Origin of the sequence: Nocardia sp. NPDC060255 (assembly GCF_042727395.1) — a bacterium.
Taxonomy (GTDB): domain Bacteria; phylum Actinomycetota; class Actinomycetes; order Mycobacteriales; family Mycobacteriaceae; genus Nocardia.
Map to the genome: position 1 here is coordinate 1,073,333 of NZ_JBHXAU010000001.1, position 25,090 is coordinate 1,098,422.

At 67.7% G+C, this 25,090-nt stretch carries 20 protein-coding genes; 14 read left to right on the forward strand and 6 right to left on the reverse strand.

Going from position 1 to position 25,090, the window contains the following annotated elements:
• Nucleotides 1–34 precede the first annotated feature (34 nt).
• The 4 genes from ACFWF1_RS04955 to acs all read right to left on the reverse strand — a co-directional run bounded on the left by ACFWF1_RS04955 (nucleotide 35) and on the right by acs (nucleotide 4,989).
• Complete coding sequence (locus tag ACFWF1_RS04955; protein ID WP_379281911.1) at nucleotides 35–970, reverse strand: alpha/beta fold hydrolase; 936 nt, start codon at nucleotides 968–970, stop codon at nucleotides 35–37.
• A gap of 46 nt (nucleotides 971–1,016) precedes the next feature.
• Nucleotides 1,017–1,523, reverse strand: coding sequence for a phage holin family protein (locus ACFWF1_RS04960; RefSeq protein ID WP_379281912.1), 507 nt, complete (start codon nucleotides 1,521–1,523; stop codon nucleotides 1,017–1,019).
• 106 nt (nucleotides 1,524–1,629) lie between these two features.
• A complete protein-coding gene (nhaA, locus tag ACFWF1_RS04965; protein WP_379282316.1) occupies nucleotides 1,630–2,856 on the reverse strand; it encodes a Na+/H+ antiporter NhaA in 1,227 nt (408 codons plus the stop codon).
• A gap of 180 nt (nucleotides 2,857–3,036) precedes the next feature.
• Nucleotides 3,037–4,989, reverse strand: coding sequence for an acetate--CoA ligase (gene acs, locus ACFWF1_RS04970; protein ID WP_379281913.1), 1,953 nt, complete (start codon nucleotides 4,987–4,989; stop codon nucleotides 3,037–3,039).
• A gap of 414 nt (nucleotides 4,990–5,403) precedes the next feature.
• Between acs and ACFWF1_RS04975 the strand changes: the two genes are divergently transcribed.
• The 5 genes from ACFWF1_RS04975 (at nucleotide 5,404) to ACFWF1_RS04995 (ending at nucleotide 11,591) form a co-directional block, all read left to right on the forward strand.
• Nucleotides 5,404–6,993 carry an ABC transporter substrate-binding protein gene (locus ACFWF1_RS04975; protein WP_379282317.1) on the forward strand — a complete coding sequence of 530 codons (1,590 nt, stop codon included), beginning with the start codon at nucleotides 5,404–5,406 and terminating at the stop codon, nucleotides 6,991–6,993.
• Nucleotides 6,994–7,052: 59 nt separating this feature from the next.
• On the forward strand, nucleotides 7,053–7,979 hold the full coding sequence (locus tag ACFWF1_RS04980) for an ABC transporter permease (protein ID WP_379281914.1): 927 nt from the start codon (nucleotides 7,053–7,055) through the stop codon (nucleotides 7,977–7,979).
• The gene (locus ACFWF1_RS04985) at nucleotides 7,972–8,949 is read left to right on the forward strand and encodes an ABC transporter permease (RefSeq protein ID WP_379281915.1); all 978 of its coding nucleotides are present in this window, start codon (nucleotides 7,972–7,974) and stop codon (nucleotides 8,947–8,949) included. Before ACFWF1_RS04980 ends, ACFWF1_RS04985 begins: the two co-directional genes overlap by 8 nt.
• Nucleotides 8,946–10,652: a dipeptide ABC transporter ATP-binding protein gene (locus ACFWF1_RS04990; protein ID WP_379281916.1), complete on the forward strand. Its 1,707-nt coding sequence runs from the start codon at nucleotides 8,946–8,948 to the stop codon at nucleotides 10,650–10,652. The genes ACFWF1_RS04985 and ACFWF1_RS04990 overlap by 4 nt, the downstream gene beginning before the upstream one ends.
• Before the next feature lie 192 nt (nucleotides 10,653–10,844).
• Nucleotides 10,845–11,591 carry an oxidoreductase gene (locus tag ACFWF1_RS04995; protein WP_379281917.1) on the forward strand — a complete coding sequence of 249 codons (747 nt, stop codon included), beginning with the start codon at nucleotides 10,845–10,847 and terminating at the stop codon, nucleotides 11,589–11,591.
• A gap of 503 nt (nucleotides 11,592–12,094) precedes the next feature.
• On the opposite strand, the gene ACFWF1_RS05000 is transcribed toward ACFWF1_RS04995, so the two are convergent.
• The gene (locus ACFWF1_RS05000; RefSeq protein ID WP_379281918.1) at nucleotides 12,095–12,901 is read right to left on the reverse strand and encodes an HAD-IB family hydrolase; all 807 of its coding nucleotides are present in this window, start codon (nucleotides 12,899–12,901) and stop codon (nucleotides 12,095–12,097) included.
• 482 nt (nucleotides 12,902–13,383) lie between these two features.
• Between ACFWF1_RS05000 and ssd the strand changes: the two genes are divergently transcribed.
• The 7 genes from ssd to ACFWF1_RS05035 all read left to right on the forward strand — a co-directional run bounded on the left by ssd (nucleotide 13,384) and on the right by ACFWF1_RS05035 (nucleotide 18,517).
• Nucleotides 13,384–14,496 carry a septum site-determining protein Ssd gene (ssd, locus tag ACFWF1_RS05005; protein ID WP_379281919.1) on the forward strand — a complete coding sequence of 371 codons (1,113 nt, stop codon included), beginning with the start codon at nucleotides 13,384–13,386 and terminating at the stop codon, nucleotides 14,494–14,496.
• On the forward strand, nucleotides 14,493–15,677 hold the full coding sequence (locus ACFWF1_RS05010; RefSeq protein WP_379281920.1) for a TadA family conjugal transfer-associated ATPase: 1,185 nt from the start codon (nucleotides 14,493–14,495) through the stop codon (nucleotides 15,675–15,677). Before ssd ends, ACFWF1_RS05010 begins: the two co-directional genes overlap by 4 nt.
• Before the next feature lie 43 nt (nucleotides 15,678–15,720).
• The gene (locus ACFWF1_RS05015) at nucleotides 15,721–16,512 is read left to right on the forward strand and encodes a type II secretion system F family protein (protein ID WP_379281921.1); all 792 of its coding nucleotides are present in this window, start codon (nucleotides 15,721–15,723) and stop codon (nucleotides 16,510–16,512) included.
• Between the two features lie 141 nt (nucleotides 16,513–16,653).
• Entirely contained in the window at nucleotides 16,654–17,277 is a 624-nt protein-coding gene (locus ACFWF1_RS05020; RefSeq protein ID WP_379281922.1) for a type II secretion system F family protein, read from the forward strand.
• Nucleotides 17,278–17,481: 204 nt separating this feature from the next.
• A complete protein-coding gene (locus ACFWF1_RS05025; protein ID WP_379282318.1) occupies nucleotides 17,482–17,646 on the forward strand; it encodes a DUF4244 domain-containing protein in 165 nt (54 codons plus the stop codon).
• 35 nt (nucleotides 17,647–17,681) lie between these two features.
• On the forward strand, nucleotides 17,682–18,023 hold the full coding sequence (locus ACFWF1_RS05030; protein ID WP_379281923.1) for a TadE family type IV pilus minor pilin: 342 nt from the start codon (nucleotides 17,682–17,684) through the stop codon (nucleotides 18,021–18,023).
• Between the two features lie 128 nt (nucleotides 18,024–18,151).
• A complete protein-coding gene (locus tag ACFWF1_RS05035) occupies nucleotides 18,152–18,517 on the forward strand; it encodes an Rv3654c family TadE-like protein (protein ID WP_379281924.1) in 366 nt (121 codons plus the stop codon).
• Between the two features lie 312 nt (nucleotides 18,518–18,829).
• Here ACFWF1_RS05035 and ACFWF1_RS05040 read toward each other — a convergent pair whose 3' ends face one another.
• Nucleotides 18,830–21,202 (reverse strand): DEAD/DEAH box helicase, encoded by a 2,373-nt coding sequence (locus ACFWF1_RS05040; protein ID WP_379281925.1) that lies wholly within the window; start codon nucleotides 21,200–21,202, stop codon nucleotides 18,830–18,832.
• A 436-nt stretch (nucleotides 21,203–21,638) separates the two neighbouring features.
• On the opposite strand from ACFWF1_RS05040, the gene ACFWF1_RS05045 reads away from it, so the two are divergent.
• Nucleotides 21,639–21,845, forward strand: a complete 207-nt coding sequence (locus tag ACFWF1_RS05045; protein WP_011206895.1) for a cold-shock protein — start codon at nucleotides 21,639–21,641, stop codon at nucleotides 21,843–21,845.
• A gap of 321 nt (nucleotides 21,846–22,166) precedes the next feature.
• Nucleotides 22,167–25,073 carry a type I DNA topoisomerase gene (gene topA, locus ACFWF1_RS05050; RefSeq protein ID WP_379281926.1) on the forward strand — a complete coding sequence of 969 codons (2,907 nt, stop codon included), beginning with the start codon at nucleotides 22,167–22,169 and terminating at the stop codon, nucleotides 25,071–25,073.
• Nucleotides 25,074–25,090 lie beyond the last annotated feature (17 nt).

Below are 25,090 nucleotides of genomic sequence, written 5' to 3' on the forward strand. Positions count from 1 at the left end.
CGCCAGACAGGCCGAAGGGCGCCTTCGGTCGGGGTTAGGCCAGGAGTTTGGCCAGTTCGGCGGTGACTAGATCTGGGTTCTCCTGATGGGCATAGTGGCCCGCAGCGGGAATGGTGGCTAGGCGGCGGTCCGGCGAAAGGTGCTGGCCGCGGCGGAAGGTGCTGGTGAGTACGTAGGGGTCGAGGTCGCCGCGCATCGCGAGGACCGGGATGCGGATCGGTTCGCGCATGGTGGCCATGAAGCGGCGGCCGTCCGGGCGCCACTGGCTGCGGAAGGCCCAGCGCTGATATTCCAGCGCACAGTGCGCGGCGCCGGGAATCTGGATGGCCGAACGCATCCGGCGCGCGGTGTCGACGAATTCGGTGGTGCCGGACCAGGATCCGCTCACCCGCTGGCGCAGCAGCCGCTCGACCTCGAACCCGTCGGCGGTGGTCAGCAGCCGCTCGCCGTAGCGGGGCAACTGGTAGCGCAGGAAGTTGGGCAGCCAGGTGGCGCGCTGGTGCCGGTTGCGCAGCACCGCGCTCTTGAGTGCCGCCGGATGCGGTGAGCTCACCACCGCGATGGAACGGACCAGCCGAGGATGCAGCACCGCGGTCGCCCAGCACACCAGGCCACCATCGGCATGCCCGACGAGGGTCGCGTCGGTGTAGCCGAGCGCGCGGATGAGCCCGGCGATATCGCCGGCCAGGGTCCAGCCGTCGTAGCCGCGCGGCGGTTTGTCAGTGTCGCCGTACCCGCGCAGGTCGACGGCCACCGCGCGATAGCCGAGCTCGGCGAGTCCGGTCAGCTGATGCCGCCAGGACCACCAGAAGTCGGCGAAACCGTGCAGCAGCACCACCAGCGGTGCGTCGGTGCGCTCGGGGGCGGCATCGACCACATGGAATCGAATGCCGTTGGCATGAACGTCCCGATGCGCCCACGGTCCGTCGAAACGGACGCTGGACGGATCCGGAATATGGTGCGACGACACGCCGAGGCAGCCTAGTAGTTCGGGGTATCCGCGCGCGAGCGAGCGGCTACGAAGCGGGTTTTTCCAGCGAGCGAGGCTCGTCGTGGGCGGCAGCGCCGAGTCCGTGCGGCAGCACCGCGCGGGCCTGCTTGAGCGAGTCGATCGTCTTCTCCGGCGCCCGCAGCTTCTTCACCCGCAGATAGCCGAGGTAGGCGAGCACCGCGGCCGCGACGATCATCGACGCGAACACGATCAGGAACGCCAACCAGCGGGCCAGCCACACGTCGAGCAGCTCGCCGACGAAGAAGAAAAAGAAGAAGGTGCTGAACAGCAGGACGGTCAGCGCGAGGATGAAGTAGACGCTGCCCTGCAGGCCCTTCTTGATCTCGCCGGTCACCTCGGCCTTGGCCAGCGCCACCTCGGCCCGGACCAGGGTCGACATCTGTTCGGTGGCGTCGCGCACCAGCGTGCCGAAGCTGGCGCTACCGCTGGGATTGGCGTCGGACAGGGGAATGGAGGTCACCGTACGACCGCGCTGTGCGTCGTTCCCGTTTCCGCCGTTTGTGACACTCACTTGGTAGACCCTTCTCCCTGTCCAGGCACTGCTTCGACTCCGTTCGATCTGCGGCGTTCCCGGGGCCCTTCGTGGTCACGCAAGCTACCGCCTCCGGGCCCGTCGCTCACGCCGCGTCCTCTTCTGGTTGTAGCGCACGCGCGTCCCGCCGCGCCTGGTGGACACGCCCACGTCGCAACAGTAGCGCCGAACCGGCGAGCGACGCCGCCATTGATGTGACCAACACAGCGGCCTTCGCCAATTCGACTGCGGAGCCGTCTCCGATGTCGGCCAGCGCGAGTTCTGCCACCAGAAGGCTAACGGTGAACCCGATCGCGCCGAGCACCGACAGGGCGAACATGTCGCGATAGCCGAGTCCGGCGGGCCGCTTCGCCACCCCGAACCGGATTGCGAGCCAGCTGATCCCGAAGATTCCGGCGGTCTTGCCGAGCAGTAACCCGAGAATGATGGCCAGCGCCAGCCTGTCGCTGAACAGTGCGCCGAATACCTTGCCGTCCAACGGAACTCCGGAGGCGAACAATGCGAACAGCGGCACGCACAGCCCGGCCGAGATCGGCTGGATCAGGTGCTCCAGCCGGGTGGCGGGCGCCTCCGCCTCGCCGGGGTCGGTCCGCACTCGGGTGAGCAGGCCGAGCGCGACACCGGCCAGCGTCGGGTGGATGCCCGCCTCGTGCAGCGCGTACCAGGACACCAACGCCAGCGGGAGATAGAGCCACGGCGTGCTGATCCGCCGGTGCTGAGCCAGCGCCCACCCCGCGAAGCAGGCCGCGGCGGCCAGCAGCCACAGCAGCGCCAGCGTCGAGGTGAACAGCACGGCGATCAGAATGATGGCCATCAGGTCGTCGACCACGGCGAGGCTGAGCAGGAACACCCGCGCGCTCGCCGGGATGCGCGATCCGGTCATGGCCAGCACGGCCAGCGCGAACGCGATATCGGTCGCCACCGGAATGGCCCAGCCGCGATCCATCCCCGGCACGCCCAAGCCGACCACCAGGGCGATCAATGCCGGGGTGACCACGCCGCCGAGCGCGGCGATGATCGGCAGCGCGGCCCGTTTCGGGTCGGCCAGTTCACCGACGACGAGTTCGCGTTTGAGCTCCAGCCCGGCGACGAAGAAGAAGATGGCGAGCAGGCCGTCCGCGGTCCACTCGGCCAGCGTGAGATCCAGGTGCAGCGGCGCGATGGCGAGCGTCGTCTGCGTCATCGTCAGGTAGCTGTCGCCCCATGGCGAGTTCACCCACAGCAATGCGACGGCCGCCGCGATGAGAAGGATTGCACCGCCGACTGTTTCGGTCCGGAGATAGCGGGACAGTTCCGAGCGCACTTGCGTGATCACGGGGAACCTTTCGGCAGGGTCGGTCAACGCTGCGACCACGCCGTCCACCGATTCGGCTGTCAGGTACGTGACCGCATGCCGACCAGACTTCCCGGCACACCTTACGCAATCCTAACGGGTAGGGCCGGTGACGAATCACGCCACCGGCCCTAAACTGCCTCGCCCTATCGGTAGGGCTTACGCCTTGGTTGCCCGAATCGCCTCGAAGACGTTGGGGTCGACCAGCGTCGAGGTATCGCCGAGTTCCCGGCCCTCGGCGACGTCGCGCAGCAACCTGCGCATGATCTTGCCGCTGCGGGTCTTGGGCAGCTCGGGCACCACGTGGATCTCCCGCGGCCGCGCGATCGGGCTGATCTCGCGCGACACCTCCGCCTTCAACTCATCCACCAGCGCCGCGCCGGTGTCCTTGGCCTCGGCGGTCAGGATGACGAACGCGACGATGCCCTGACCGGTGGTCTCGTCACTGGCCCCGACCACCGCGGCCTCCGCGACACCGGAGTGCCCGACCAGCGCCGACTCCACCTCGGCGGTGGAGATCCGGTGGCCGGACACGTTCATCACGTCGTCGACCCGGCCGAGCACCCAGAGGTCGCCGTCGCCGTCGAGCTTGGCGCCGTCGCCGGCGAAGTACCAGCCCTGCTCGGCGTAGCGCTCCCAGTAGGTGGCCCGGTAGCGCTCCATGTCGCCCCAGATGCCGCGCAGCATCGACGGCCACGGCTGGTCGAGCACGAGGTAGCCGTTGGCCTCGGTCTCGCCGCGCTGCACCGGCTTGCCCTCTTCGTCGACGACCAGCGCCGAGATGCCGGGCAGCGCGGCCATCGCCGCACCGGGCTTGGTCGCGGTGACGCCGGGCAGCGGCGAGATCATGATCGAGCCGGTCTCGGTCTGCCACCAGGTGTCCACGATGGGTGCGGTGCCCGCGCCGATCACGTCGCGGTACCAGCGCCAGGCTTCCGGGTTGATCGGCTCGCCGACCGACCCGAGCAGCCGGAGGCTGGACAGGTCGTGCGCGGCGGGGATCTCGCGGCCCCACTTCATGAACGTGCGCACCAGCGTCGGCGCTGTGTAATAGATGCTGACGCCGTACTTTTCGACGATCTGCCAGTGCCGGTGCTCGTCCGGGAAGTTCGGCGTGCCCTCGTAGACCACCTGGGTGGCGCGGTTCGACAGCGGCCCGTACACGATGTAGCTGTGCCCGGTGACCCAGCCGATGTCGGCGGTGCACCAGTAAACGTCCTGTCCCGCTTTGTGATCGAAGACGTTGTGGTGGGTGTAGGACGTCTGGGTGAGGTAGCCGCCGGAGGTGTGCAGGATGCCCTTGGGCTTCCCGGTGGTGCCGGAGGTGTAGAGGATGAACAGCGGATGCTCGGCATCGAACGGCTGCGCCTCGTGCTCGGGGGACGCCTGCGCGACCGTCTCGTGCCACCACACGTCGCGCTCGTCGGTCCACGGCACTTCGATCTCGGTGCGGCGCACCACGAGTACATGCTCGACGCTGTGCGGCACATCGCCGTTCGCGAACAACGCCTCGTCCACCGCCTCCTTGAGCGGGGCGGACTTGCCGCGACGCCACTGCCCGTCGGTGGTGATGATCAGCCGGGCGCTCGCGTCGTCGACACGCTGGCGCAGCGCGGTCGGCGAGAAGCCCGCGAACACCACCGAGTGAGTGAGGCCGAGCCGCGCGCACGCCAGCATCGACACGATGGCCTCGGGCACCATCGGCATGTAGATGGCGACGCGATCGCCCGCTTCGAGACCGAGCTCGGTGAAGTAGTTCGCGGCCCGGCTGACTTCGTCGAGCAACTCGCGATAGGTGACCGCACGCGAATCGCCCGGCTCACCCTCCCAGTGGATGGCGACCTGGTCGCCGTGCCCATCCAGCACGTGCCGGTCTACGCAGTTGTAGGCGACATTGAGCTTGCCGTCGGCGAACCACTTCGCCACCGGCGCGTCGGTCCAGTCCAGCACCTGGGTCCACGGCTGATGCCAGTGCAACCGGCTCGCCTGCTCGGCCCAGAACGCGTCACGATCGGCCGACGCCTGCTCGTAGAGCGCGGCATCGGCGTTCGCCGCGGCCGCGAACTCCGCGCTCGGCGGGTACGAGTCCCTGTGGTCGGCGGTTTCGGTCATCTCGTATCTTCTTTCCACGTAGCCTGAGCCCACGATTCAAACGCAGCAAGTTCGACAGTAATCAACTGTGACCTACGCCGCGTCCGGTGTTTCCACCGGGTTTCGGTCCAGTCACGCCGTCGCGTAATCCGCAACGGCGTGGCCGGTCCCAGGAGACACCGGACGGTCTCTATGGAGGCAATGTTCCGGCCGATAGGCCATTTTCGCGCGATGTTTTCCGTGTTTCGGCCATGTTGCCGGATTGGTAACAAGTGGAACGAACCTTTGTCAATCCGATGACAAGGCTCGTTCTTGTGGATAATCTGCGAGGCACCCAAGGCGGTTTGTGCCGGCATGCGCCTGGTGACCTCATGCGCGTGCCAAGGATTCCGCCCTTCTCGAAATCGGGAGAACGCGTTGAGATTCAACAGAGCAATGGCGCTGACTGCGGCAGCCCTGCTGGCTACGAGCCTCGGACTGTCCGCATGTTCGTCGGACGACAGTGCCGACGCGAGCATCGTCACCACGAACGGTGGTGAGCCGCAGAACCCGTTGGTGCCGACCAATACCAACGAGAACATGGGCGGCCGCGTCGTCGACCGATTGTTCGCAGGCCTGAAGTACTACGACGCCGACGGCGTCGCGCACGACGAGCTGGCGCAGAAGATCGAGACGACCGATCGCAAGAACTACAAGATCACCATCAAGCCGGACTGGAAGTTCTCCGACGGCACGACGGTGACCGCGAAGTCGTTCGTCGACGCCTGGAACTACGGCGCCCTCGGCACCAACGCTCAGTTGCAGAGCTACGTGTTCTCTCCGATCGTCGGGTTCGACGAGGTGTCGGCGAAGAATCCGACGGCACAGACCATGTCGGGCCTGAAGGTGGTCGACGACAAGACCTTCACCGTCGCGCTCAAGTCGCCTTCCATCGACTTCGAGACCGAGCTCGGCTACGCGCCGTTCTACCCGCTGCCCGACGCCGCGTTCAAGGACATCAAGGCGTTCGGCGAGAACCCGATCGGCAACGGCCCGTACAAGTTCGCCAAGAACGGCGCCTGGCAGCACAACGTGCAGATCGACCTGGTGGCCAACCCGGATTACCACGGCGGTCGCGCGCCCAAGAACAAGGGCCTGCGGTTCGTGATGTACCAGTCCTATGACACGGCGTACGCCGATCTGATCGCGGGCAACCTGGACACCCTCGACACCATCCCGGACAGCGCGATCACCTCCTACGAGAAGGATCTCGGCGACCGGGCGATCACCAAGCCGACCGCGCAGAACCAGCACATCGGCATCCAGGCCAACGTCCCGCACTTCTCGGGCGACGAAGGCGTGCTGCGCCGCAAGGCCCTCTCGATGGCGATCAACCGAGAGCAGATCTGCGAGAACATCTTCCACAAGACCCGGCTGCCCGCGCGTGACTTCACCTCGGCCTCGCTGCCCGGTTTCAACGGCAACCTGCCCGGCTCGGAGTTCCTGAAGTACAACCCGGACGAGGCCAAGAAGCTGTGGGCCCAGGCCAACGCCATCTCCCCGTGGTCGGGTCGCTTCGAGATCGCCTACAACTCCGACGGTGGCCACCAGGCCTGGATCGAAGCCGTGGCCAACAGCATCAAGAACACCCTCGGCATCGAGTCCATCGGCGCCCCGTACCCGACCTTCAAGAACATCCGCGACGAGGTGAACGCCAAGACCATCGGTAAGGCGTTCCGCTACGGCTGGCAGGGCGACTACCCGACCATGCTGCAGTTCCTCACCTCGCAGTACTACAGCTACTCCGACACCAACAACGTCGACTGGAAGGTGCCGGAGTTCGACAAGCTGCTCGACGCCGCGCTGGCCGCGCCGACGCAGGACGAGTCCTACAAGATCATCGCGCAGGCACAGACGATGATGCTGCAGCAGATGGCCGACATCCCGGTGCTCGACTACATCGCGTCCGCCGGTCGTTCGGACAAGGTGAAGGCCGCGCCACTGGCCTGGAACGGCCTGTTCGCTTTCGAAAACATCGAGAAGTAGCCGCTGGTGAGCCGCGCCGCCCCGCGCGGCGCGGCTCATCACTGAACCCAGGAGGCGAAATGGCCTGGTATATCGTGCGGCGTCTGCTTCAAATGATCCCCGTGTTCCTCGGGGCGACGTTGCTCATCTATGCCCTGGTATTCCTCGTCCCCGGCGATCCGATTCACGCGCTCGCCGGCGACAAACCGATGACCCCCGCGGTGGAGGCCCAACTCCGCGCGCGGTACCACCTCGACCGGCCCTTCTTCATGCAGTATCTGCTGTACTTGAAGGGCATAGTCACCTTCGACTTCGGCACCGCCTTCTCCGGCAGGCCGGTGCGCGCGGAGTTGGCGCGCGCCTTCCCCATCACCATCAAGCTCGCCTCCATGGCGGTGGTCATCGAGGCGGTGTTCGGCGTGGTGTTCGGCCTGATCGCCGGCCTGCGCAAGGGCAAGCTGTTCGACTCGACCATGCTGGTCGTGAGCCTGATCGTGATCGCAGTGCCGATCTTCGTGGTCGGCTTCCTCGCGCAGTTCCTGCTCGGCGTGAAGTGGGGGATCGCGCCGGTGACCGTCACCGGCAAGGCGAGTTTCACCGAGTTGCTTGTCCCCGCGTTCGTGCTCGGGTCGCTGTCGTTCGCCTACGTGCTGCGGCTGACTCGGAACTCGGTGGCCGAGAACATGACCGCCGACTATGTACGCACCGCGACCGCGAAGGGGTTGAGCAGGCGCCGCGTGGTGACCGTGCACATCCTGCGCAACTCGATGATCCCGGTGATCACCTTCCTCGGCGCCGAACTCGGCTCGTTGATGGGCGGTGCCATCGTCACCGAAGGCATCTTCAACATTCCCGGCGTCGGCGGCACGCTGTACCAGGCGATCACCCGAGGCGAACCGCCGACGGTCGTCTCGTTCGTCACGGTTCTGATCATCATCTTCTTGGTCTCGAACCTGATCGTCGACCTGCTCTACGCCGCACTCGATCCGAGGATCCGCTATGCCTGACCTCGACAAAGGACAAGGAATCGACCTCGCGGAGAGCGCGGCCCGTGGTAGGCAGACCTACTTCGTCGCGCCGCCCGACGAGGTCGAGGTGCTCGCCACCGACATGGTCGTCGACCAGGGCTCGCCGAGCAGCATCTGGTACGACGCGTGGCGGCAGCTGCGGCGCAACCCGATCTTCATCGTCGCGGCACTGATGATCCTGTTCGTGCTCGTCGTGGTGATCTGGCCCGGCCTGTTCACCAGCCAGGACCCCCGGTACTGCAACGGCGACTTCAGCATGAACCCGCGCGGTGCCGGTCATCCGTTCGGTTTCGACAAGCAGGGTTGCGACATCTACGCCCGAACCGTTTACGGCGCAAGGGCTTCGGTGATGGCCGGAGTCGGCTCCACCATCGCCTTCGTGCTGATCGGCGGTGTGCTCGGCGCGCTGGCCGGCTTCTACGGCGGGTTCCTCGATTCGGTCGTTTCCCGTGTCGCCGAGATCTTCTACGCGATTCCGCTGATGCTGGCCGCGATCGTGATCATGCAGCTGCTCCATTCGCGGACCATCTGGACCGTGATCCTCATCCTCGCCGGGTTCACCTGGCCGCAGGCGGCCCGGATCGCGCGCAGCGCGGTGATCCAGGCGAAGAACAGTGATTACGTCACGGCGGCAAAGGCATTGGGCGTGTCCCGAATACGCACGCTGATCCGGCACGTGCTGCCGAACGCGGCGGGCCCGCTGATCGTGGTCACCACGATCTGGCTCGGTGTCTTCATCGTCACCGAGGCGACGTTGTCCTACCTCGGCGTCGGGTTGCCGCGCACCATCGTGTCGTGGGGCGCCGATATCGCCTCCGGGCAGAAGGAGATTCGCACCTCCGCGATCCTGTTCTATCCCTCGGCGGCCTTGGCGCTCACCGTGCTGAGCTTCATCATGCTGGGTGACGCCGTGCGCGATGCCCTCGACCCGAAGGCGAGGAAGCGATGAGTGAATTTCGCAGCGCACAGTCGCCACTGCTCGAAATCAAGGACCTGAACGTCTGTTTCACCTCGGACGGCAAGAAGATCCCCGCCGTCCGCGATGTGAACCTGTCGGTGTACCCGGGCCAGACCGTCGCGATCGTCGGCGAATCCGGCTCGGGCAAGTCGACGACGGCGCACGCGATCATCGACCTGCTGCCCGGTACCGGACAGGTGACCTCCGGGTCCATTCTGTTCGACGGCAAGGACCTCGCGAAGGCGTCCAAGAAGGATGTCGTCGCGGTTCGTGGCAGCGGGATCGGGCTGGTCCCGCAGGACCCGATGTCCAACCTGAACCCGGTGTGGAAGATCGGCTTCCAGATCCGGGAGACATTGGAGGCCAACGGGATCGCCAAGGGCAAGGCCGCCAAGCAGCGCGCCATCGAGCTGCTGCACGAGGCGGGCATGTCCGACGGCGAGCGGCGGGTGAACCAGTATCCGCACGAGTTCTCCGGCGGTATGCGGCAGCGCGCGCTCATCGCGATCGGCCTGGCCTGCCGCCCCAAGCTGCTGATCGCGGACGAGCCGACCTCGGCGCTCGACGTCACCGTGCAGCGGCAGATCCTCGATCACCTCGACGGCCTGACCAACGAGCTCGGCACCGCGGTCCTGTTGATCACGCACGATCTCGGCCTCGCCGCCGAACGCGCGGAGCACCTGGTCGTGATGTACCGCGGCCGCGTGGTGGAATCCGGTCCGGCGCTACAGATTCTGCGTGAACCGCAGCATCTGTACACCAAGCGGCTGGTGAACTCGGCGCCCTCGCTCGCGTCGCAGCGGCTGTCTTCGGTGAAGCAGCGCATCGAGATTCGCGAGCAGGCGGTGCACGTGGCCGAGCAGATCGCGGCCGCCGATACCGAGTTGGCCGACGCCCCGGACGACGTGGTGGTCGTCGACAACCTCACCAAGGCCTTCAAGATCCGCGGCAACGCGCCCTGGAAATCGTCGGACTTCATTGCGGTGCAGGATGTTTCGTTCCGGCTGCGGCGGGGCACCACCACCGCCATCGTCGGTGAATCGGGTTCGGGCAAATCGACTGTCGCGCAGATGATTCTCGGCCTGCTCGAGCCGACCTCGGGCAAGGTCGTGTTCGACGGCAAGGAAGTGGCGAAGCTGGATCGCAAGAGCGCCTTCGCGTTCCGGCGCCGGGTGCAGCCGATCTTCCAGGACCCGTACGGCTCGCTGGACCCGATGTACTCGATCTACCGCACCATCGAGGAGCCGTTGCGCACGCACAACATCGGCTCGCCGAAGGAGCGCGAGGCGACGGTGCGTGAGCTGCTCGAGAAGGTGTCGTTGCCGGCCAGCGTGATGCGCCGGTACCCGAACGAGTTGTCCGGTGGTCAGCGGCAGCGGGTCGCCGTCGCCCGCGCCCTCGCGCTCTCGCCCGAGGTCGTGGTCTGCGACGAGGCGGTGTCCGCGCTCGACGTGCTGGTGCAGGCGCAGATCCTGCGGCTGCTGAACGACCTGCAGGCCGAACTGGGCTTGTCGTACGTGTTCATCACCCACGACCTGGCCGTTGTCCGGCAGATCGCCGACGACGTGCTGGTCATGCAGACCGGCAAGGTGGTCGAGGCGGCCTCGACCGAAGAGGTCTTCGACAGTCCGCGTGAGGAGTACACGCGGCGGCTGCTGGATGCCATCCCGGGCCGAGATCTGTTGGTGAGCTGAGCAATCGGCTAGCCGATAGCATCAAAGCGGCCGCTCCGACCTGATGGGTCGGGGCGGCCGCTGCTGTATGCAGATTCGGGCCACCGCAGCTCGCCTCTCGGCCTGTTTGCGGGGTCGGCGCAACTCACACGCGGCGGGCTCCAGAACGGGCTGGGTAAGGCGTGCGCGGGGGCGCAAGTAGCCTCGTAAGCCGTGACCGATCCGCTACAGCCTCTTGTCGATCTGCCCGGCGTTCGTGCCGCCGCCGATCGAGCCCGTGACGCGCTCGCCGAGGTGCATCGGCACAAGGCGAATCGGCGGGGCTGGCCGACCACCGCCGCCGAGGCGGCCGTGCGTGCCGCTCGGTCCTCCGCCGCCATCGATGGGGGCAGCACCGAGCTGCCCGCCGACGGTCAGGTCGGCGACCCGATCCTGGCCGGGTCGTTGCGGGTCGGGCAGGCGTTGGACGGCGACGCGTTGCGCAATCTGGTCGGCACCTGGCAGCGGGCGCCGTTGCAGGCGCTGGCCCGGCTGCATCTGCTCGCCGCGGCCGACCTGGTGGACGACGAGGAGTCGCTCGGCAGGCCGCGCGCGGACGCGGGAGTGGCGGAGCGGCTCGATCTGCTGGTGCAGGCGGTGCTCGGGTCGAGTGCGCCCGCGCCGGTGATCGCGGCGGTGGTGCACGGGGAACTGCTCGCGTTGCGGCCGTTCGGCACCGCCGACGGCGTGGTGGCGCGGGCGGCATCGCGGCTGGTGGCGGTGTCGAGCGGGCTGGACCCGCACAGTTTGGGAGTGCCCGAGGTTTTCTGGTTGCGGCGCAGGCAGGCGTATCTCGAGGCCGGTGCGGCGTTCGGGAGTGGCGCGGCGGACGCGGTGGGCAGCTGGGTGATGCTGTGCTGCGGTGCGCTGGAAGACGGAGCGCGGGAAGCCACATCGATCGCCGATTCGGCGTCGGGCTGACCCGGACATCAAAACGGGCGGCGTTGTCGTTGTCGACCTCGCCGCCCGCGTAGCACGGGTTACCCGGTTACCAAGCGTGCTGGGTGGGTTGTGTTCTTGCGGCCTCGGCGATAGTCCGAACTCCGGCGGTTCATCCCCGCAACCTGTGCGAGGCCCTTGCCGACGAAGACCCGGATTTCGCAGGCCCACAACGCTTCTGCCCTTGTCGCGGCGCGCTCCGCGTGGGTGCCTGGTGCCCGTGCTGGGAAGGGTGGGTTGGGAGACTGAACCTTCTCTTCCGGTCCTGCCTTGGCCTTCCGACCTTCCGTAGTTACCTTTCTACCCTGTGACGGCCCTCACATCAATAGCTGGGAAAACATTGAATATTCGGCGTGTCGGACGGCGTTTCGTGGTTCAATGCCTGGTCGCGATTTCCTCGGCGTTTCGTCGGCAAACCCTCTTGGCAAGCACCCCGCTTCCGCTCGAGCAGCACGGGTCGCGGTGCGGTGCGCGGTGGCTAAGGCTCAGCTGCGGCGGCGCAGCAATCGATAGCTGATCGCGCCGGCGAGTACCGCGCTCAGGCCGACCACCGCGGTAGCGGCAAGGGTGGTGGACGACGGCGCCTGGAAGCGCGCCCACAACGACACCGGATTCGAAAAGGTCAGCACGGGCCAACCTTTGGCGACCGCCTCGCGGCGCAGGTTGCGATCCGGATTGACCGCCGTCGGATGGCCGACCGCGTTCAACAGCGGCAGATCGGTGACCGAATCAGAGTATGCGTAACAGCGCGTGAGATCGTAACCCTCACTGGCGGCGAGCTTTTCGATCGCGGCGACCTTGCCCTCGCCGTAGCAGTAGAACTCGACCTCGCCGGTGTACTTGCCGTCCGCGACGACCATCCGCGTCGCCGCGGTGTGCGAAGCGCCGAGCACCTCCGCGATCGGGCCGACGATCTCCTCGCCCGAGGCCGACACGATCACCACGTCGTGGCCTCGGATCTTGTGGTCGGCAATGAGATCGGCCGCCTCGGCGTAGATCAGCGGATCGACCAGCTCGTGAAGCGTTTCGGCCACAATGGTTTTCACCTGCTCCACATCCCACCCGGCGCACATGTTCGTGAGATGGGCGCGCATCCGCTCCATTTGGTCGTGGTCGGCGCCGGACAGCATGAACAGGAAGTGGGCGTAACTGCTTTCGAGCACGTCGCGGCGATTCAACAGGCCTTGCGCGTAGAAGGGCTTGCTGAAGACGAACGTGCTCGATTTCGCGATCACGGTCTTGTCGAGATCGAAGAAGGCGGCGACGCGTCCGTCCGCGGTGGGTGAGTCCACCCGACCAGCATAGGCGTACGCCGGGATCCGCTTCGGCCGCGCGCGGACCGGGTTCGGCGCGGCGGTCGCGCGGACCGGAACTGGGGATCGTCTGGGGACAGCGCCGGTGCCGCCCGCAGCCGGCTTCCGAGCCGCAGCCGCGGTCGCGAGCGGGGAGTTTGCCCCGCGGCCACGGAGCAGGTAATCGCCGTAAACTTCTGCCGCGACAGACTTGCGTTGTGGGCGGGGCTTGGGTGTAGTATTGCTGGCACCTGGACATGGTCCAGGCGCGTTCAGCCCGACCCCCCGGGGCTGAACCCGACGGCCCCAGCCTCCTCCCCCCCGGCTGGGGCCGTCCTCTATTCAAGGGACGGTTCGCGTCCTGCTCGGCAGCCTTCGAATCCCGCGCCGCAGCACCCAAAAAGTTCTCCACACCCCCGAGTTATCCACAATCGGCGCATCGCCTCTTCTGCCGCCGCCCGAGTTCGGCCACGCTCAGCCGCATGAATCTTGAAGTGGCGCCGGACAACAGCAGCCCGCCACCCGCACTGGTGCTCCTGCACGACCCCCGGCTGCGCGATGAAGTACGCCGCGTCGCCGCCGCGGCCGAACGAGCCCTCGACGAACGCGCGCTGCCCGTCGGCAGGCACGCCTGGACCGCAGCGCCGCTGGTGATCCTGGACACAACCACGGCGCGGCAGGCCGCCGACGCCGGGTATCTGCGCCGAGTCGGCGTCGTGCTGGTCGCCGACGGCGAACCCGGCCTGCCGGACTGGCAGGCCGCCGCGGCCGTCGGTGCCGAGCGCGTGATCGCGCTGCCCGGCGGCGCCGAAGGACTTATCGAGATGTTTGCTGAGTACGGGGAACACCGCACAGGAGACGGTGTCGTAGTCGCCGTCGCGGGCGCCGCCGGGGGAGCCGGAGCGTCGACGCTGGCCGCCGCGCTCGCACTGCGATCCGCCGCCGAAGAGTTCCGCCGCGACACCGTGCTGGTCGACGGCGCACCCCTCGGCGGTGGTCTCGACCTGCTGCTCGGCATCGAAACAAGCACCGGACTGCGCTGGCCGGACCTGGTCGTCGAGGACGGCAGAGTCTCCGCGGCGGCACTGCACTCCGCCCTGCCCACCGCGGCGCCCGGCTTGGCGGTCCTCGCCTGCGGCCGCTGCGGTGCGGGCCGGTTGCCACGCGAGATCGGGCCCGCCGCCGTGCGCGCTGTGATCGAAGCAGGCCGTGCCGCAGGCGATTTGGTGGTTTGCGACATTTCCGGCGAACGCGGCCCACACGCCGATCAAATGCTCGACTCGGCCGACCTCGTCGTGCTGGTCGTCCCGGCACGGTTACGCGCGGTTGCCGCCGCCGAGGCCGTGTCCGCCCACATCGGGCGTCGAAACCCCAACCAGGGCTTGATAGTCCGAGGTCCGGCCCCCGGCGGTCTGCGCGGGCCCGAGGTGGCGGAGGTGCTCGACCTCCCGCTGCTCGCCGCCGTCCGTGCCCAACCCGGTTTGGCCGCCCGCCTGGAACGCGGCGGATTGACCGTGCGCCGGCGCGGGCCGCTGCGCGAGGCGGCCGACGCGGTGCTCGATGTTTTGAGCGCGCCGTCTGGACAGCGGCGATGAGCGCGTTGGTGACGTCCGAGCTGTTGGATCGGGTGCGGGAGCGGCTTTCCGGTGCTGCCGGTGATCCGGATCCGGCGCAGGTCGCCGCCGCTATTCGGGCGGAGGCGGGCGGGGTGCTCGGGGACACGGATCTGCTGCGGGCGCTGCGGCTGTTGCAGACCGAGATGACCGGGGCAGGGGTGCTCGAGCCGCTGCTGCACGATCCACAGGTCGCCGATGTGCTGGTGACGGGTCCGGATGCGGTGTGGATAGATCGCGGGCACGGCCTGGAGAAGACCTCGATCACCTTCCCGGACGAGGCGGCGGTGCGCAGGCTCGCGCAACGGCTCGCCCTCTCGGCCGGTCGGCGGCTCGACGACGCGCAGCCGTGGGTGGACGGCAGGCTGTCCGGAACCGGAGCGGCGCTGGGTGATTCGTTCGGCGTGCGACTGCATGCCGTACTCGCGCCGGTCGCACACGGTGGCACCTGCCTGTCGCTGCGAGTGTTGCGGCCCGCCACCCAAGGTTTGGACGCCTTGGCCGCCGCGGGTGCGGTACCGGCCGACGCAAAGCGACTGCTGGAGCGGATCATTCAGGCGCGATTGGCGTTCCTGGTGGTCGGCGGCACCGGCGCGGGCAAGACGACACTGCTCTCCGGCCTGCTCGCCAAGGTCGAACCGCGCGAGCGAATCGTTTGTGTGGAGGACGCAGCCGAACTCGCGCCGCCACACCCGCATGTGGTGCGGCTCGTCGCGCGCACCGCGAACGTCGAGGGCGTCGGCGCGGTGACCGTCCGTGACCTCGTGCGACAAGCCCTGCGCATGCGACCGGACCGCATCGTCGTCGGCGAGGTCAGAGGCGCCGAGGTCGTCGACCTGCTGACCGCGCTGAACACCGGCCACGACGGCGGCGCCGGAACGGTCCATGCGAATTCGCCACAGGAAGTGCCGGCGCGCCTGGAAGCCCTTGCGGCCCTTGGTGGAATGGATCGCGCCGCCCTGCACAGCCAACTCGCGGCCGCCGTCCAGATCGTCCTGCACGTGCATCGCCGACCGGACGGCTCCCGTGGACTGCGTGAGATCGGCCTGGTCCACCGCAACGCCGACGGCCGCGTCCACATCACCCCCGCCTGGCACGCGTCCGCCCCGGCCCCCGCCCGCGACGACCTGGTGCGGCTCCTCAGCGAACGGCTCGATCGATGAGTGCCGAACGGATCGGTGCTGCATCGCCGAAGGTGGTCAGCCGATGAGCGTGGCGTTGACATGTCTCGCGCTCGCACTGCTCGCGATGCCGCCTTCGACTGCGCGTCGTCGATTCGACGGTCTGTTCGAGGAGCCGATCGAGGGCGGAAAAGTGCGGCGCGACACGGTACTTCGGGTCACTGCCTGCGGCGGGGTCGTGGCCGTGCTGGTGTTCGGGCTCGGTCCGTTTCTTGCGGCGGCAATGGTGCTGGGAACAGTGGGATTCCGGGTTCGCCGAGCGGGCCGGGATCGGCGCAGGAACGCCGAATGCGCCCATCTGCTGGACGCATTGGAGGCGGTGATCGGTGAGCTTCGAGTCGGTGCGCATCCGAGTGCCGCCGCCGAGGTCGCGGCGAGCGAGGCACGGGGTGAATCCGCCGAGGCTTTCGCCGTGAGCGCCGGGCGCAGCAGGCTGGGCGGTTCCGCAGCCGAGGGACTGCGGCAGCCGGACTCCATCGTGGCCGGCGAGCTGTCCCGCATCGCCGACGCGTGGCAGGTGGCCGAGCGGCACGGACTCGCGCTCGCCGAGCTGCTGTCCGCCGCACGCACAGACCTGGTGGGCCGCATCCGATTCCACGGCCGCACCACCGCCGCCCTCGCCGGTGCCCGCGCGACCGCCACCGTCCTGGCCGCCTTACCCCTGCTCGGCATCGGTCTCGGCCAACTGATGGGCGCCGCGCCGTTGCACGTCCTCTTCGCGTCAGCGGCGGGCACGGTCCTGCTGCCACTGGGTGCCGCCCTCGCCTGCGCGGGCTTGCTGTGGACCGATGTCATCACCCGAAAGGTGCTCGTATGAAGCAAGCCGATTACCGCCTGTGCGCACAAACCATTGCGCGGCAAACGAATTCGTCACCAGCGACTGACTTGATTTCGCGTTTCACGACTTGCCTTGCGGTAGCGGAATATTCGTCCGACAACGTGCGTGGGGAGGCTCTGGGTGGAGCTGTCGGTGGGTTGTCCGGCACTGCCGGCGTTGCTGCTCGCGGTGGCACTGCTCCTCTTGCCGGGCCGGGTCGCGGTGAGCCGTCGCCTGCGGGCCCTTCGGCAGCAGGAGGTCGCGCAAGCCGCCGCCCCTGCGTCCGAGCAGAAGCTGGACCCGCTCGCATCGGCCTCAGTGTTCGACCTGCTGGCGGCGTGCCTGCGAGCCGGACTGCCGATGGCGGGCGCGGCCCGGGCGGTGGCGCCCGGCGCACCGGAACCGTTGGGGGAGGCGCTGCGCCGGGCCGCAGACCTGCTCGCACTCGGTGCCGATGCCGCGACGGCGTGGGAGCGAGCGGCGGCAGACGGAGCCGGGCGTGCGGGAGCCGAGGAGGTCGAGTCACTGGCCCGGATGGCGCGACGGTCGGCGCGGTCGGGCGCCTCGCTGGCGGTCGCCGTCGGCGAGTTGGCCGAACAGCGCCGGGCTGCGGTCGAGGATGCCGCCGCGGCACGAGCCGAGCGCGCCGGGGTACTGATCGGCGGTCCACTCGGACTCTGCTTCCTACCTGCCTTCGTCTGCCTCGGCATCGTCCCGGTGGTGATCGGACTGGCCGGCCGGGTGCTCGGCGGTGGACTGCTGTGAGCGAGCGTCCGCGGAGTGGGGTCGTGCGCGAGCGGATCGCGGCCGGACCCGTGCACGCGAGGACCGCACGGCCCATCGGAACACGCCCGCGCGGATCGGCCGCGCGGGGTGAGGTGAGAGGGGAATCAGGTGCGGATCGAGCGAATGACGAGCCACGCGGGCCACGGCTCGAGGGCTGTATATACGGAGCTGCGTTTGCGAATCATGCACGCGATGGTCGCCGACGACGGGATGAGCACGGCGGAGTACGCGATCGGCACGATCGCCGCCGCGGCGTTCGGTGCGGTGCTGTACGGGGTGGTGACCGGCGACAGCATTGTGAACGCGCTGACGAAGATCATCGATCGGGCCCTCAACACCGCCGTGTAGAAACATCGGTGCACGGGGTAAAGCCTTGTGGTGCAATGCTTCTCGGCGATGATCGAGGTTCGGTAACGGTCGAGGCGGCGATCGCCCTCGCCACCCTCGTCGTCGCGGTGGTGCTGTGTATCGGAGCATTGCTGGCGGCGTCGACGCAGGTGCGCTGCGTCGACGCCGCTCGCGAGGCGGCGCGACTGTCTGCCCGCGGCGACGAAGCCAACGCGATCTCGGCGGCCCGCCGCGTCGCACCCCCAACCGCGGACATCTCGGTACACGGCGAGGGCAGCCAGGTAATCGCCCGGGTCACCGCTCGAACCCCGCTCCTACCCCTGCTGACCCTCCATGCCGACGCCGTCGCGTCGCGCGAGCCAGGGACAACACCGTGAGCGCCTTGGCGCGCTTGCGTCATCGACCGCCACCCGCACGGCAGTGCGTGGTCAACGGCGCTGTTCGGGTGTGGGCTGAGCGTTCTCGGCCGTTGTCTAGGCATCGCTGGCCGGATCGTGGTGGCCGGGTGGGTGCACTGGGGAGACTTCGGGGTGACGGTGGGGCGGCGACGGTGTTTGCGTGTCTTGCGCTGGCCGGGCTTATCGCGGGGACGTTGATGGTGGGGCAGGTGGGTGTGGTGGTTGTCACTCGGCATCGGGCGCAGGCGGCCGCGGATTTGGCGGCGCTCGCGGCGGCCGGGGCATTGGCCGAAGGAGGCGATGCGGGGTGTGCCGAGGCGGGTGCGGTTGCGCGGCGGATGGCGGTGCGGATGGAAGCGTGTGAAGTCGCCGAGTGGGACGCAACTGTGATTGTTAACAGGAATGTACCAATAGGTCTGTTAGGAGTACGCATGGTGCGCGCGGTCGCGCGCGCCGGACCGGTAGAAGACTGAGAGAAACCTAAGTGCGGACCCGCACTTCCGGCGTTGTCGAGATTGGCGGAAATTGGCAATACCCTGGCCAAATAATTTCAGACGGCACAATTGTCCGCTGGTACGCGGATAAAGAATCGAATGAATGCGCATGTACGCAGGCGGCGATGTGGCAATAGCGCAGTTAACATGAATACATTCCTCTTTATTCGGCCGCCTTGCCCGGACCGTGGTCCGCAACGGCGTCAGCCGCCTGCACCGGTAACTGCCCAGGTCAGGTCGCTATTTGAGCACGCGCCGAGCTCGGCACCGTCACGGACCGGGCTCGGCCCGTCACCTGACCGACAGCTCGGCCAGCACCGCGGTGAGTAACCGTGCGGCGCAGGCCTTGTCGAGCGGATGGTTCCCGTTTCCGCACTTGGGTGACTGTACGCAGGACGGACAGCCCGCAGCGCAGGCGCAAGACTCGATGACGGCGAGGGTCGCCGAGAGCCAGCGCTGCAGCTGAGCGAACCCGCGCTCGGCGAACCCGGCCCCGCCCGGCTGGCCGTCGTAGACGAATACCGTCGGCAGCCCGGTATCCGGGTGTTCGGCGGTGGAAACCCCGCCGATATCCCACCGGTCACAGGTCGCCACCAGCGGCAACAGCCCGATCGCCGCGTGCTCGGCGGCATGCAGCGCGCCCGGCACGTCCGCCGCGTCGATTCCGGCCAGCGCCAACAACTCCGGGCTGACCGTGTACAGCACCGCCCTGGTCGGCAGCGTGTGCTCGGGCATGTCGAGCTCGACCAGGTCGAGCACCTCGCCGGTGACCAGGGTCCGCAAATACCCGACCACCTGACTGGTCACCCTGACCTGCGCCAATGCGGTCGTCACGTGGCCGTGGCGGCGCTGGTCGGTCATCGCGTCGATGGCGATCGAGGTGACCGACCGAGCGCTGGTGGTCCACCCGGGCTCGGCGCCGTGCACGAACGCGACACCGTCCTCGAGATCCAGCTCGTCGACCACATAGGTATCGCCTTGATGCAGGTGCACCGCGCCCTGATGCAGCGTCGCGGGTGCCCGCCCGGCATCGGCGGTGCCGAGCAATCTGCCGGTCTCTCCGTCCACGATGGCCACCGGCGTGCCGATCCCGCCGCGGACATCGACGGCGTCGTGCGGCTGTGTTTCCGCCGTGACGTACCAGCGCCCGCGCTCCTCGCCGCCCGCGGCCACGCGCCGCCTGATCAGCCCCTTCTCGGCCAGGCCGGTGAGCACCTCGCGAGCGCCGAGTTCGTCCACCTCGACATCGGTGAGCGGCAGTTCCAACGCGGCGCAGAGCAATTGCGGACCCAGTACATAGGGGTTACGCGGATCGGTGATGGTGGCCTCGACGGGCTTGTCCAGCAGCGCCTCCGGATGGTGCACAAGGTAGGTGTCCAGCGGATCGTCCCTGGCCACCAGCAGCACCAACGATCCCTGGGTGCGCCGCCCCGCCCGCCCGGCCTGCTGCCAGAACGACGCGACCGTCCCGGGAAAACCGCAGATCACCACGGCATCGAGTCCGGCGATATCGACCCCGAGCTCGAGCGCGTTGGTGGTCGCCGCGCCGAGCAGCGAACCGTCCGACAGCGCCGTCTCCAGCGCGCGCCGATCCTCGGCCAGATACCCGGCCCGATAGGCGGCAACCCGCTCGGCAAGGCTCGGATCGATATCGCTGAGCAGCCGCCGCGCGTCCATCGCGGTGAGCTCGGCGGCCCGCCGCGACCGCACGAAGGTCAGCGTCCGCGCGCCCTCGACCACCAGGTCGGCCATGATCCGCGCGGCCTCCGTGGTGGCCGCCCGCCGGACCGGTGCGCCGTTTTCGCCGGTCACCGTGGTGAGCAGGGGCGGCTCCCACAACGCGACGGTGCGCGGCCCCTGCGGCGACCCGTCCTCGGTGACCGCGACGCACGGCGCTCCGATCAACCGGGACGCGGCGGCCGCGGGCTCCGCCGTGGTGGCCGAACACAGCACGAACACCGGGTCGGCGCCGTACCGCGCGGCGATCCGGCGCAACCTGCGCAGCACCAGCGCCACGTGCGAACCGAAAACGCCGCGATAGGCATGGCATTCGTCGACGACGATGTACCGCAGCCTGCGCAGCACCCGCGCCCAGCGCTGATGCGAGCGCAGGATGCCGAGATGCAGCATGTCGGGATTGGTGAAAACCCAGCGCGCGTTCGCCCGGACCCACTGCCTGATCTCGGCGGGCGTATCGCCGTCATAGGTCGCCGGATGAATATCGCGCAGTGGTCCCTCGTGGGTCAGTGCGCCGACGGCGCGCAGCTGATCGGCGCCGAGTGCTTTGGTCGGTGACAGATAAATAGCGGTGGCACGTGGGTCTTCGCGCAGCGCGGTCAATACCGGCAGCTGATATCCCATCGACTTACCGGACGCCGTGCCGGTGCTGACCACGACGTTGGCGCCGCCGAAGGCGAGGTCGGCGGTGCGGGTCTGATGACTCCACGGCGCGGCCACCCCGGTGTCCTGTAATGCCGAGATCACCTCTGGCGATGTCCAATCGGGCCAGGTGGTGACCGCGGCGGCGCGTGCGGGTAGCTCGACGACATGGGTTAGCCGAGGGTCGTCAGCGGGTGCGCCGGCTAGGACACGATTCAGCAACGATGTCCCATAGCTGAGGTCGTCAGGGAGGGCCGCACGGGCGGTCGAGTTCGTCGGATTCATGCGGCGCGCGCCGCGACACGCTGAGAAAGTGTGAAACGTGCGCGGTTAGGAAGCCCTACCTGCCAATTCGATACCAAATAGCGACCTGGGTCACAGGCTGTTTGCCATACGCCCACTCGGTTATCGGGAGGCAAACGAACCTCAAGTCTGGATTCTGGCATTGTGTCCCTCACCTGCGCATTCGCAAGATCAACTTTTTTGCAAATTGTCGGTAACTCGACTGTTGAATTGCTCGGAGACATGGTTCACTGGTTCCTGGTCGCAAGCTTCTGTGTTCGAGGGTCGGATCCAAAGTCCAAACCGTCAGCAGGATCGATGTTGCGAACGGTGTGCTTGGTGCTTTCCTGCAGGGGGAACCAACAGTACAGCGGTCGGAACGGGCCCGGTGGACGAACCCAGTTGTCCGCCGTTCCGGTAAGAAAAGAGAAGGAACAGAATGGCACAGGGAACTGTGAAGTGGTTCAACGCGGAGAAGGGGTTCGGCTTCATCGCGCCCGAGGACGGCTCCGCTGACGTCTTCGTCCACTACTCCGAAATTCAGGGTTCGGGCTTCCGCACCCTCGAAGAGAACCAGAAGGTCGAGTTCGAGGTCGGCCAGGGCACCAAGGGCCCGCAGGCCACCGGAGTTCGCGCGCTCAGCTGAGCGACGCCATCCAACACTCGTCCCTCACCGCCGGTAACCCGGAGGTGGGGGACGAGCTATATCTAGGGCAAAGACACACCCCGCGACTCAGGTCAGGGCGTTGTGAACACGCCGTGGCGCAGCCGAGGCCTGAACACAAGGCATACTGATTCGCAGTGACGCGCGTACGCTCTGTGGTTCAAGTCGCAAGCACTCGACCACACGTAGCGTCAAGGTATAAACGTGTCTGGTGGCGACGCCCAGCCGTCGTCCCCGCTTGCCCCAGCCGCGCACAGCGCCGAAAAGCGTCAGCGCGGGTCGACAGGAAAGGTGTATTCGCCGGTGGCAACACGAGACCGCGGTGCAGCCGACCAGGGCCGTCCCCTGCGTCGTCTCGTGATCGTCGAGTCCCCAACCAAGGCCCGAAAGATAGCGCCCTACCTAGGCCGTAACTACACGGTCGAGGCCTCGGTGGGCCATATCCGGGACTTGCCACGGGGGGCGGCGGACGTTCCCGCCAAATACAAGGGTGAGTCCTGGGCGCGCCTCGGCGTCGACGTGGACCACGACTTCGAGGCCATCTATGTGGTGAGCCCCGATAAGAAGGCCAAGGTCGCCGAGCTCAAGAGCTTGCTGAAGGACGCCGACGAGCTCTATCTCGCCACCGACCCCGACCGGGAGGGCGAGGCGATCGCCTGGCACCTGCTGGAGACGCTCAAGCCCAAGGTCCCGGTCCGGCGGATGGTGTTCCACGAGATCACCGAGCCCGCCATCCAGGCGGCCGCGGCCGACACGCGAGACCTCGACAACGATCTGGTCGACGCGCAGGAGACCCGCCGCATCCTGGACCGGCTGTACGGCTACGAAGTCAGTCCGGTGCTGTGGAAGAAGGTCATGCCCCGGCTCTCGGCGGGCCGGGTGCAGTCGGTTGCCACCAGGGTGATCGTCCAGCGCGAACGCGAGCGGATGGCGTTCCGTTCGGCCGAATACTGGGATATCGCCGCGAAACTCGATGCGGGCCCGGGCGAAGACGGTGACACCAGTAACCCGCGGACCTTCGGGGCGCGGCTGGTGAACGTGGCGGGCGCGCGCGTCGCGACCGGTCGCGACTTCAGCTCGGACGGCCAGCTCAAGACCGCCTCCGGGGTGGTCGTGCTGGACGAGGCCTACGCGCACCGCCTGGCACAGGCGCTCGACGGCGCCGATCTGGTGGTCTCCTCCGCCGAGGCCAAGCCGTACACCCGCAAGCCGTATCCGCCGTTCATGACCTCGACGCTGCAGCAGGAGGCCGGGCGCAAGCTGCGCTTCAACTCCGAGCGCACGATGCGGGTCGCGCAGCGGCTGTACGAAAACGGCTACATCACCTATATGCGTACCGACTCGACCACGCTGTCGGAGTCGGCGATCGCCGCGGCCCGTTCGCAGGCGACGCAGCTCTACGGCACCGAGTACGTGCACCCGACACCGCGGCAGTACACCCGCAAGGTGAAGAACGCGCAGGAGGCACACGAGGCGATCCGCCCGGCCGGCGACACCTTCGCCACGCCGGGCCAGTTGCACGCGCGGCTGGACAACGACGAGTTCCGGCTCTACGAGATGATCTGGCAGCGCACCGTCGCCTCGCAGATGGCCGACGCCAGGGGCACCACGCTGACCCTGCGCATCACCGGCACCGCGGCCACCGGCGAGGAATGCGTGTTCTCCGCGTCCGGTCGCACCATCACCTTCGCGGGCTTCCTCAAGGCCTACGTGGAGAGCGTGGACGAGGAGGCGGGCGGTCAATCCGACGACGCCGAGTCCAGGCTGCCCGCGCTCGCCGAGGGCCAGGGCGTCACCGCGGTCGAGCTGAATCCCGATGGGCACAGCACGAATCCGCCCGCGAGATACACCGAAGCCTCGCTCATCAAGACGCTCGAAGAACTCGGCATCGGCCGGCCTTCGACGTACGCGTCGATCATCAAGACGATTCTCGACCGCGGCTATGTGTACAAGCGCGGCAGCGCGCTGGTGCCGTCGTGGGTGGCGTTCGCCGTGATCGGTTTGCTGGAAGAGCATTTCGGCCGACTGGTCGACTTCGACTTCACCGCGGGCATGGAGGACGACCTCGACGCCATCGCCGGTGGCCGCGAGCAGCGCGGAAGTTGGCTCTCCAGCTTCTATTTCGGCGGCGAGACCGGTGCCGAGGGCTCGGTGGCCCGCTCGGGCGGGCTGAAGAAGATGGTCGGCGAGCGGCTCGACGACATCGACGCGCGAGAGATCAACTCCATCAAGCTGTTTGCCGACGAAGAGGGGCGCGACGTCGTCGTCCGGGTCGGCAGGTATGGGCCTTACCTGGAGCGGATGGTCGTCAATCCCGATGACCCGGAAGGCAATTCGATCTCGCAGCGGGCCAACCTGCCCGACGATCTGCCGCCGGACGAGCTGACCATCGAGGTCGCCGAGAAGCTGTTCTCGACGCCGCAGGAGGGTCGCTCGCTGGGCACGGATCCGACGTCCGGGCACGAAATCGTCGCCAAGGAAGGACGTTTCGGCCCGTACGTCACCGAGGTGCTGCCCGAGCCCGCCGCCGAGGAGACGGCCGCGCCCGCCAAGAAGACGGCGAAGAAGGCGGCCGCGCCCAAGCCGCGCACCGGGTCGCTGTTCAAGTCGATGGACCTGGCCTCCGTCACGCTCGACGACGCGCTCAAGCTGCTGTCGTTGCCGCGCGTGGTCGGCGCGGATCCGGCCTCCGGCGAGGAGATCACCGCGCAGAACGGCCGCTACGGCCCATATCTGAAGAAGGGCACCGACTCTCGTTCGCTCACCAGCGAGGATCAGATCTTCGATGTCACGCTCGACGAGGCGCTGAAAATCTACGCCGAGCCGAAGCGGCGCGGGCGGCAGGCGTCCGCCGCGGCGCCGTTGCGCGAGTTGGGCAATGACTCGGCCTCCGGCCAGCCGATGGTGATCAAGGACGGGCGTTTCGGTCCGTACGTCACCGACGGTGAGACCAATGCCACGCTGCGCAAGGGCGACGAGATCGAGTCGATAACCCCGGAGCGGGCGATGGAGCTGCTCGCCGATCGCCGGGCGCGTGGACCGGTGAAGAAGAAGGCGGCGGCGAAGAAGGCGCCCGCCAAGAAGACTGCGGCGAAGAAGACCGCCGCCAAGAAGGCGACGGCCGCCAAGTCGACGACCACCAAGACGGTCGCCAAGAAGACCGCCGCGCAGAAGACGGCGGCGAAGAAGACCGGCGTCGGGAATTCTTGAGTTCGCGGGTCGGGCGG

Excerpts from the sequence above, each read along its gene's own strand:
- ssd (WP_379281919.1), top strand. The coding sequence starts at position 13,384 with ATGAATCTTGAAGTGGCGCCGGACAACAGCAGCCCGCCACCCGCACTG.
- ACFWF1_RS04990 (WP_379281916.1), top strand. The coding sequence starts at position 8,946 with ATGAGTGAATTTCGCAGCGCACAGTCGCCACTGCTCGAAATCAAGGAC.
- ACFWF1_RS05030 (WP_379281923.1), top strand. The coding sequence starts at position 17,682 with ATGCTTCTCGGCGATGATCGAGGTTCGGTAACGGTCGAGGCGGCGATC.
- ACFWF1_RS04985 (WP_379281915.1), top strand. The coding sequence starts at position 7,972 with ATGCCTGACCTCGACAAAGGACAAGGAATCGACCTCGCGGAGAGCGCG.
- ACFWF1_RS05040 (WP_379281925.1), bottom strand. The coding sequence starts at position 21,202 with ATGAATCCGACGAACTCGACCGCCCGTGCGGCCCTCCCTGACGACCTC.
- ACFWF1_RS04980 (WP_379281914.1), top strand. The coding sequence starts at position 7,053 with ATGGCCTGGTATATCGTGCGGCGTCTGCTTCAAATGATCCCCGTGTTC.
- ACFWF1_RS04975 (WP_379282317.1), top strand. The coding sequence starts at position 5,404 with ATGGCGCTGACTGCGGCAGCCCTGCTGGCTACGAGCCTCGGACTGTCC.
- ACFWF1_RS05025 (WP_379282318.1), top strand. The coding sequence starts at position 17,482 with ATGCACGCGATGGTCGCCGACGACGGGATGAGCACGGCGGAGTACGCG.
- ACFWF1_RS05015 (WP_379281921.1), top strand. The coding sequence starts at position 15,721 with ATGAGCGTGGCGTTGACATGTCTCGCGCTCGCACTGCTCGCGATGCCG.
- ACFWF1_RS05045 (WP_011206895.1), top strand. The coding sequence starts at position 21,639 with ATGGCACAGGGAACTGTGAAGTGGTTCAACGCGGAGAAGGGGTTCGGC.
- acs (WP_379281913.1), bottom strand. The coding sequence starts at position 4,989 with ATGACCGAAACCGCCGACCACAGGGACTCGTACCCGCCGAGCGCGGAG.
- ACFWF1_RS05010 (WP_379281920.1), top strand. The coding sequence starts at position 14,493 with ATGAGCGCGTTGGTGACGTCCGAGCTGTTGGATCGGGTGCGGGAGCGG.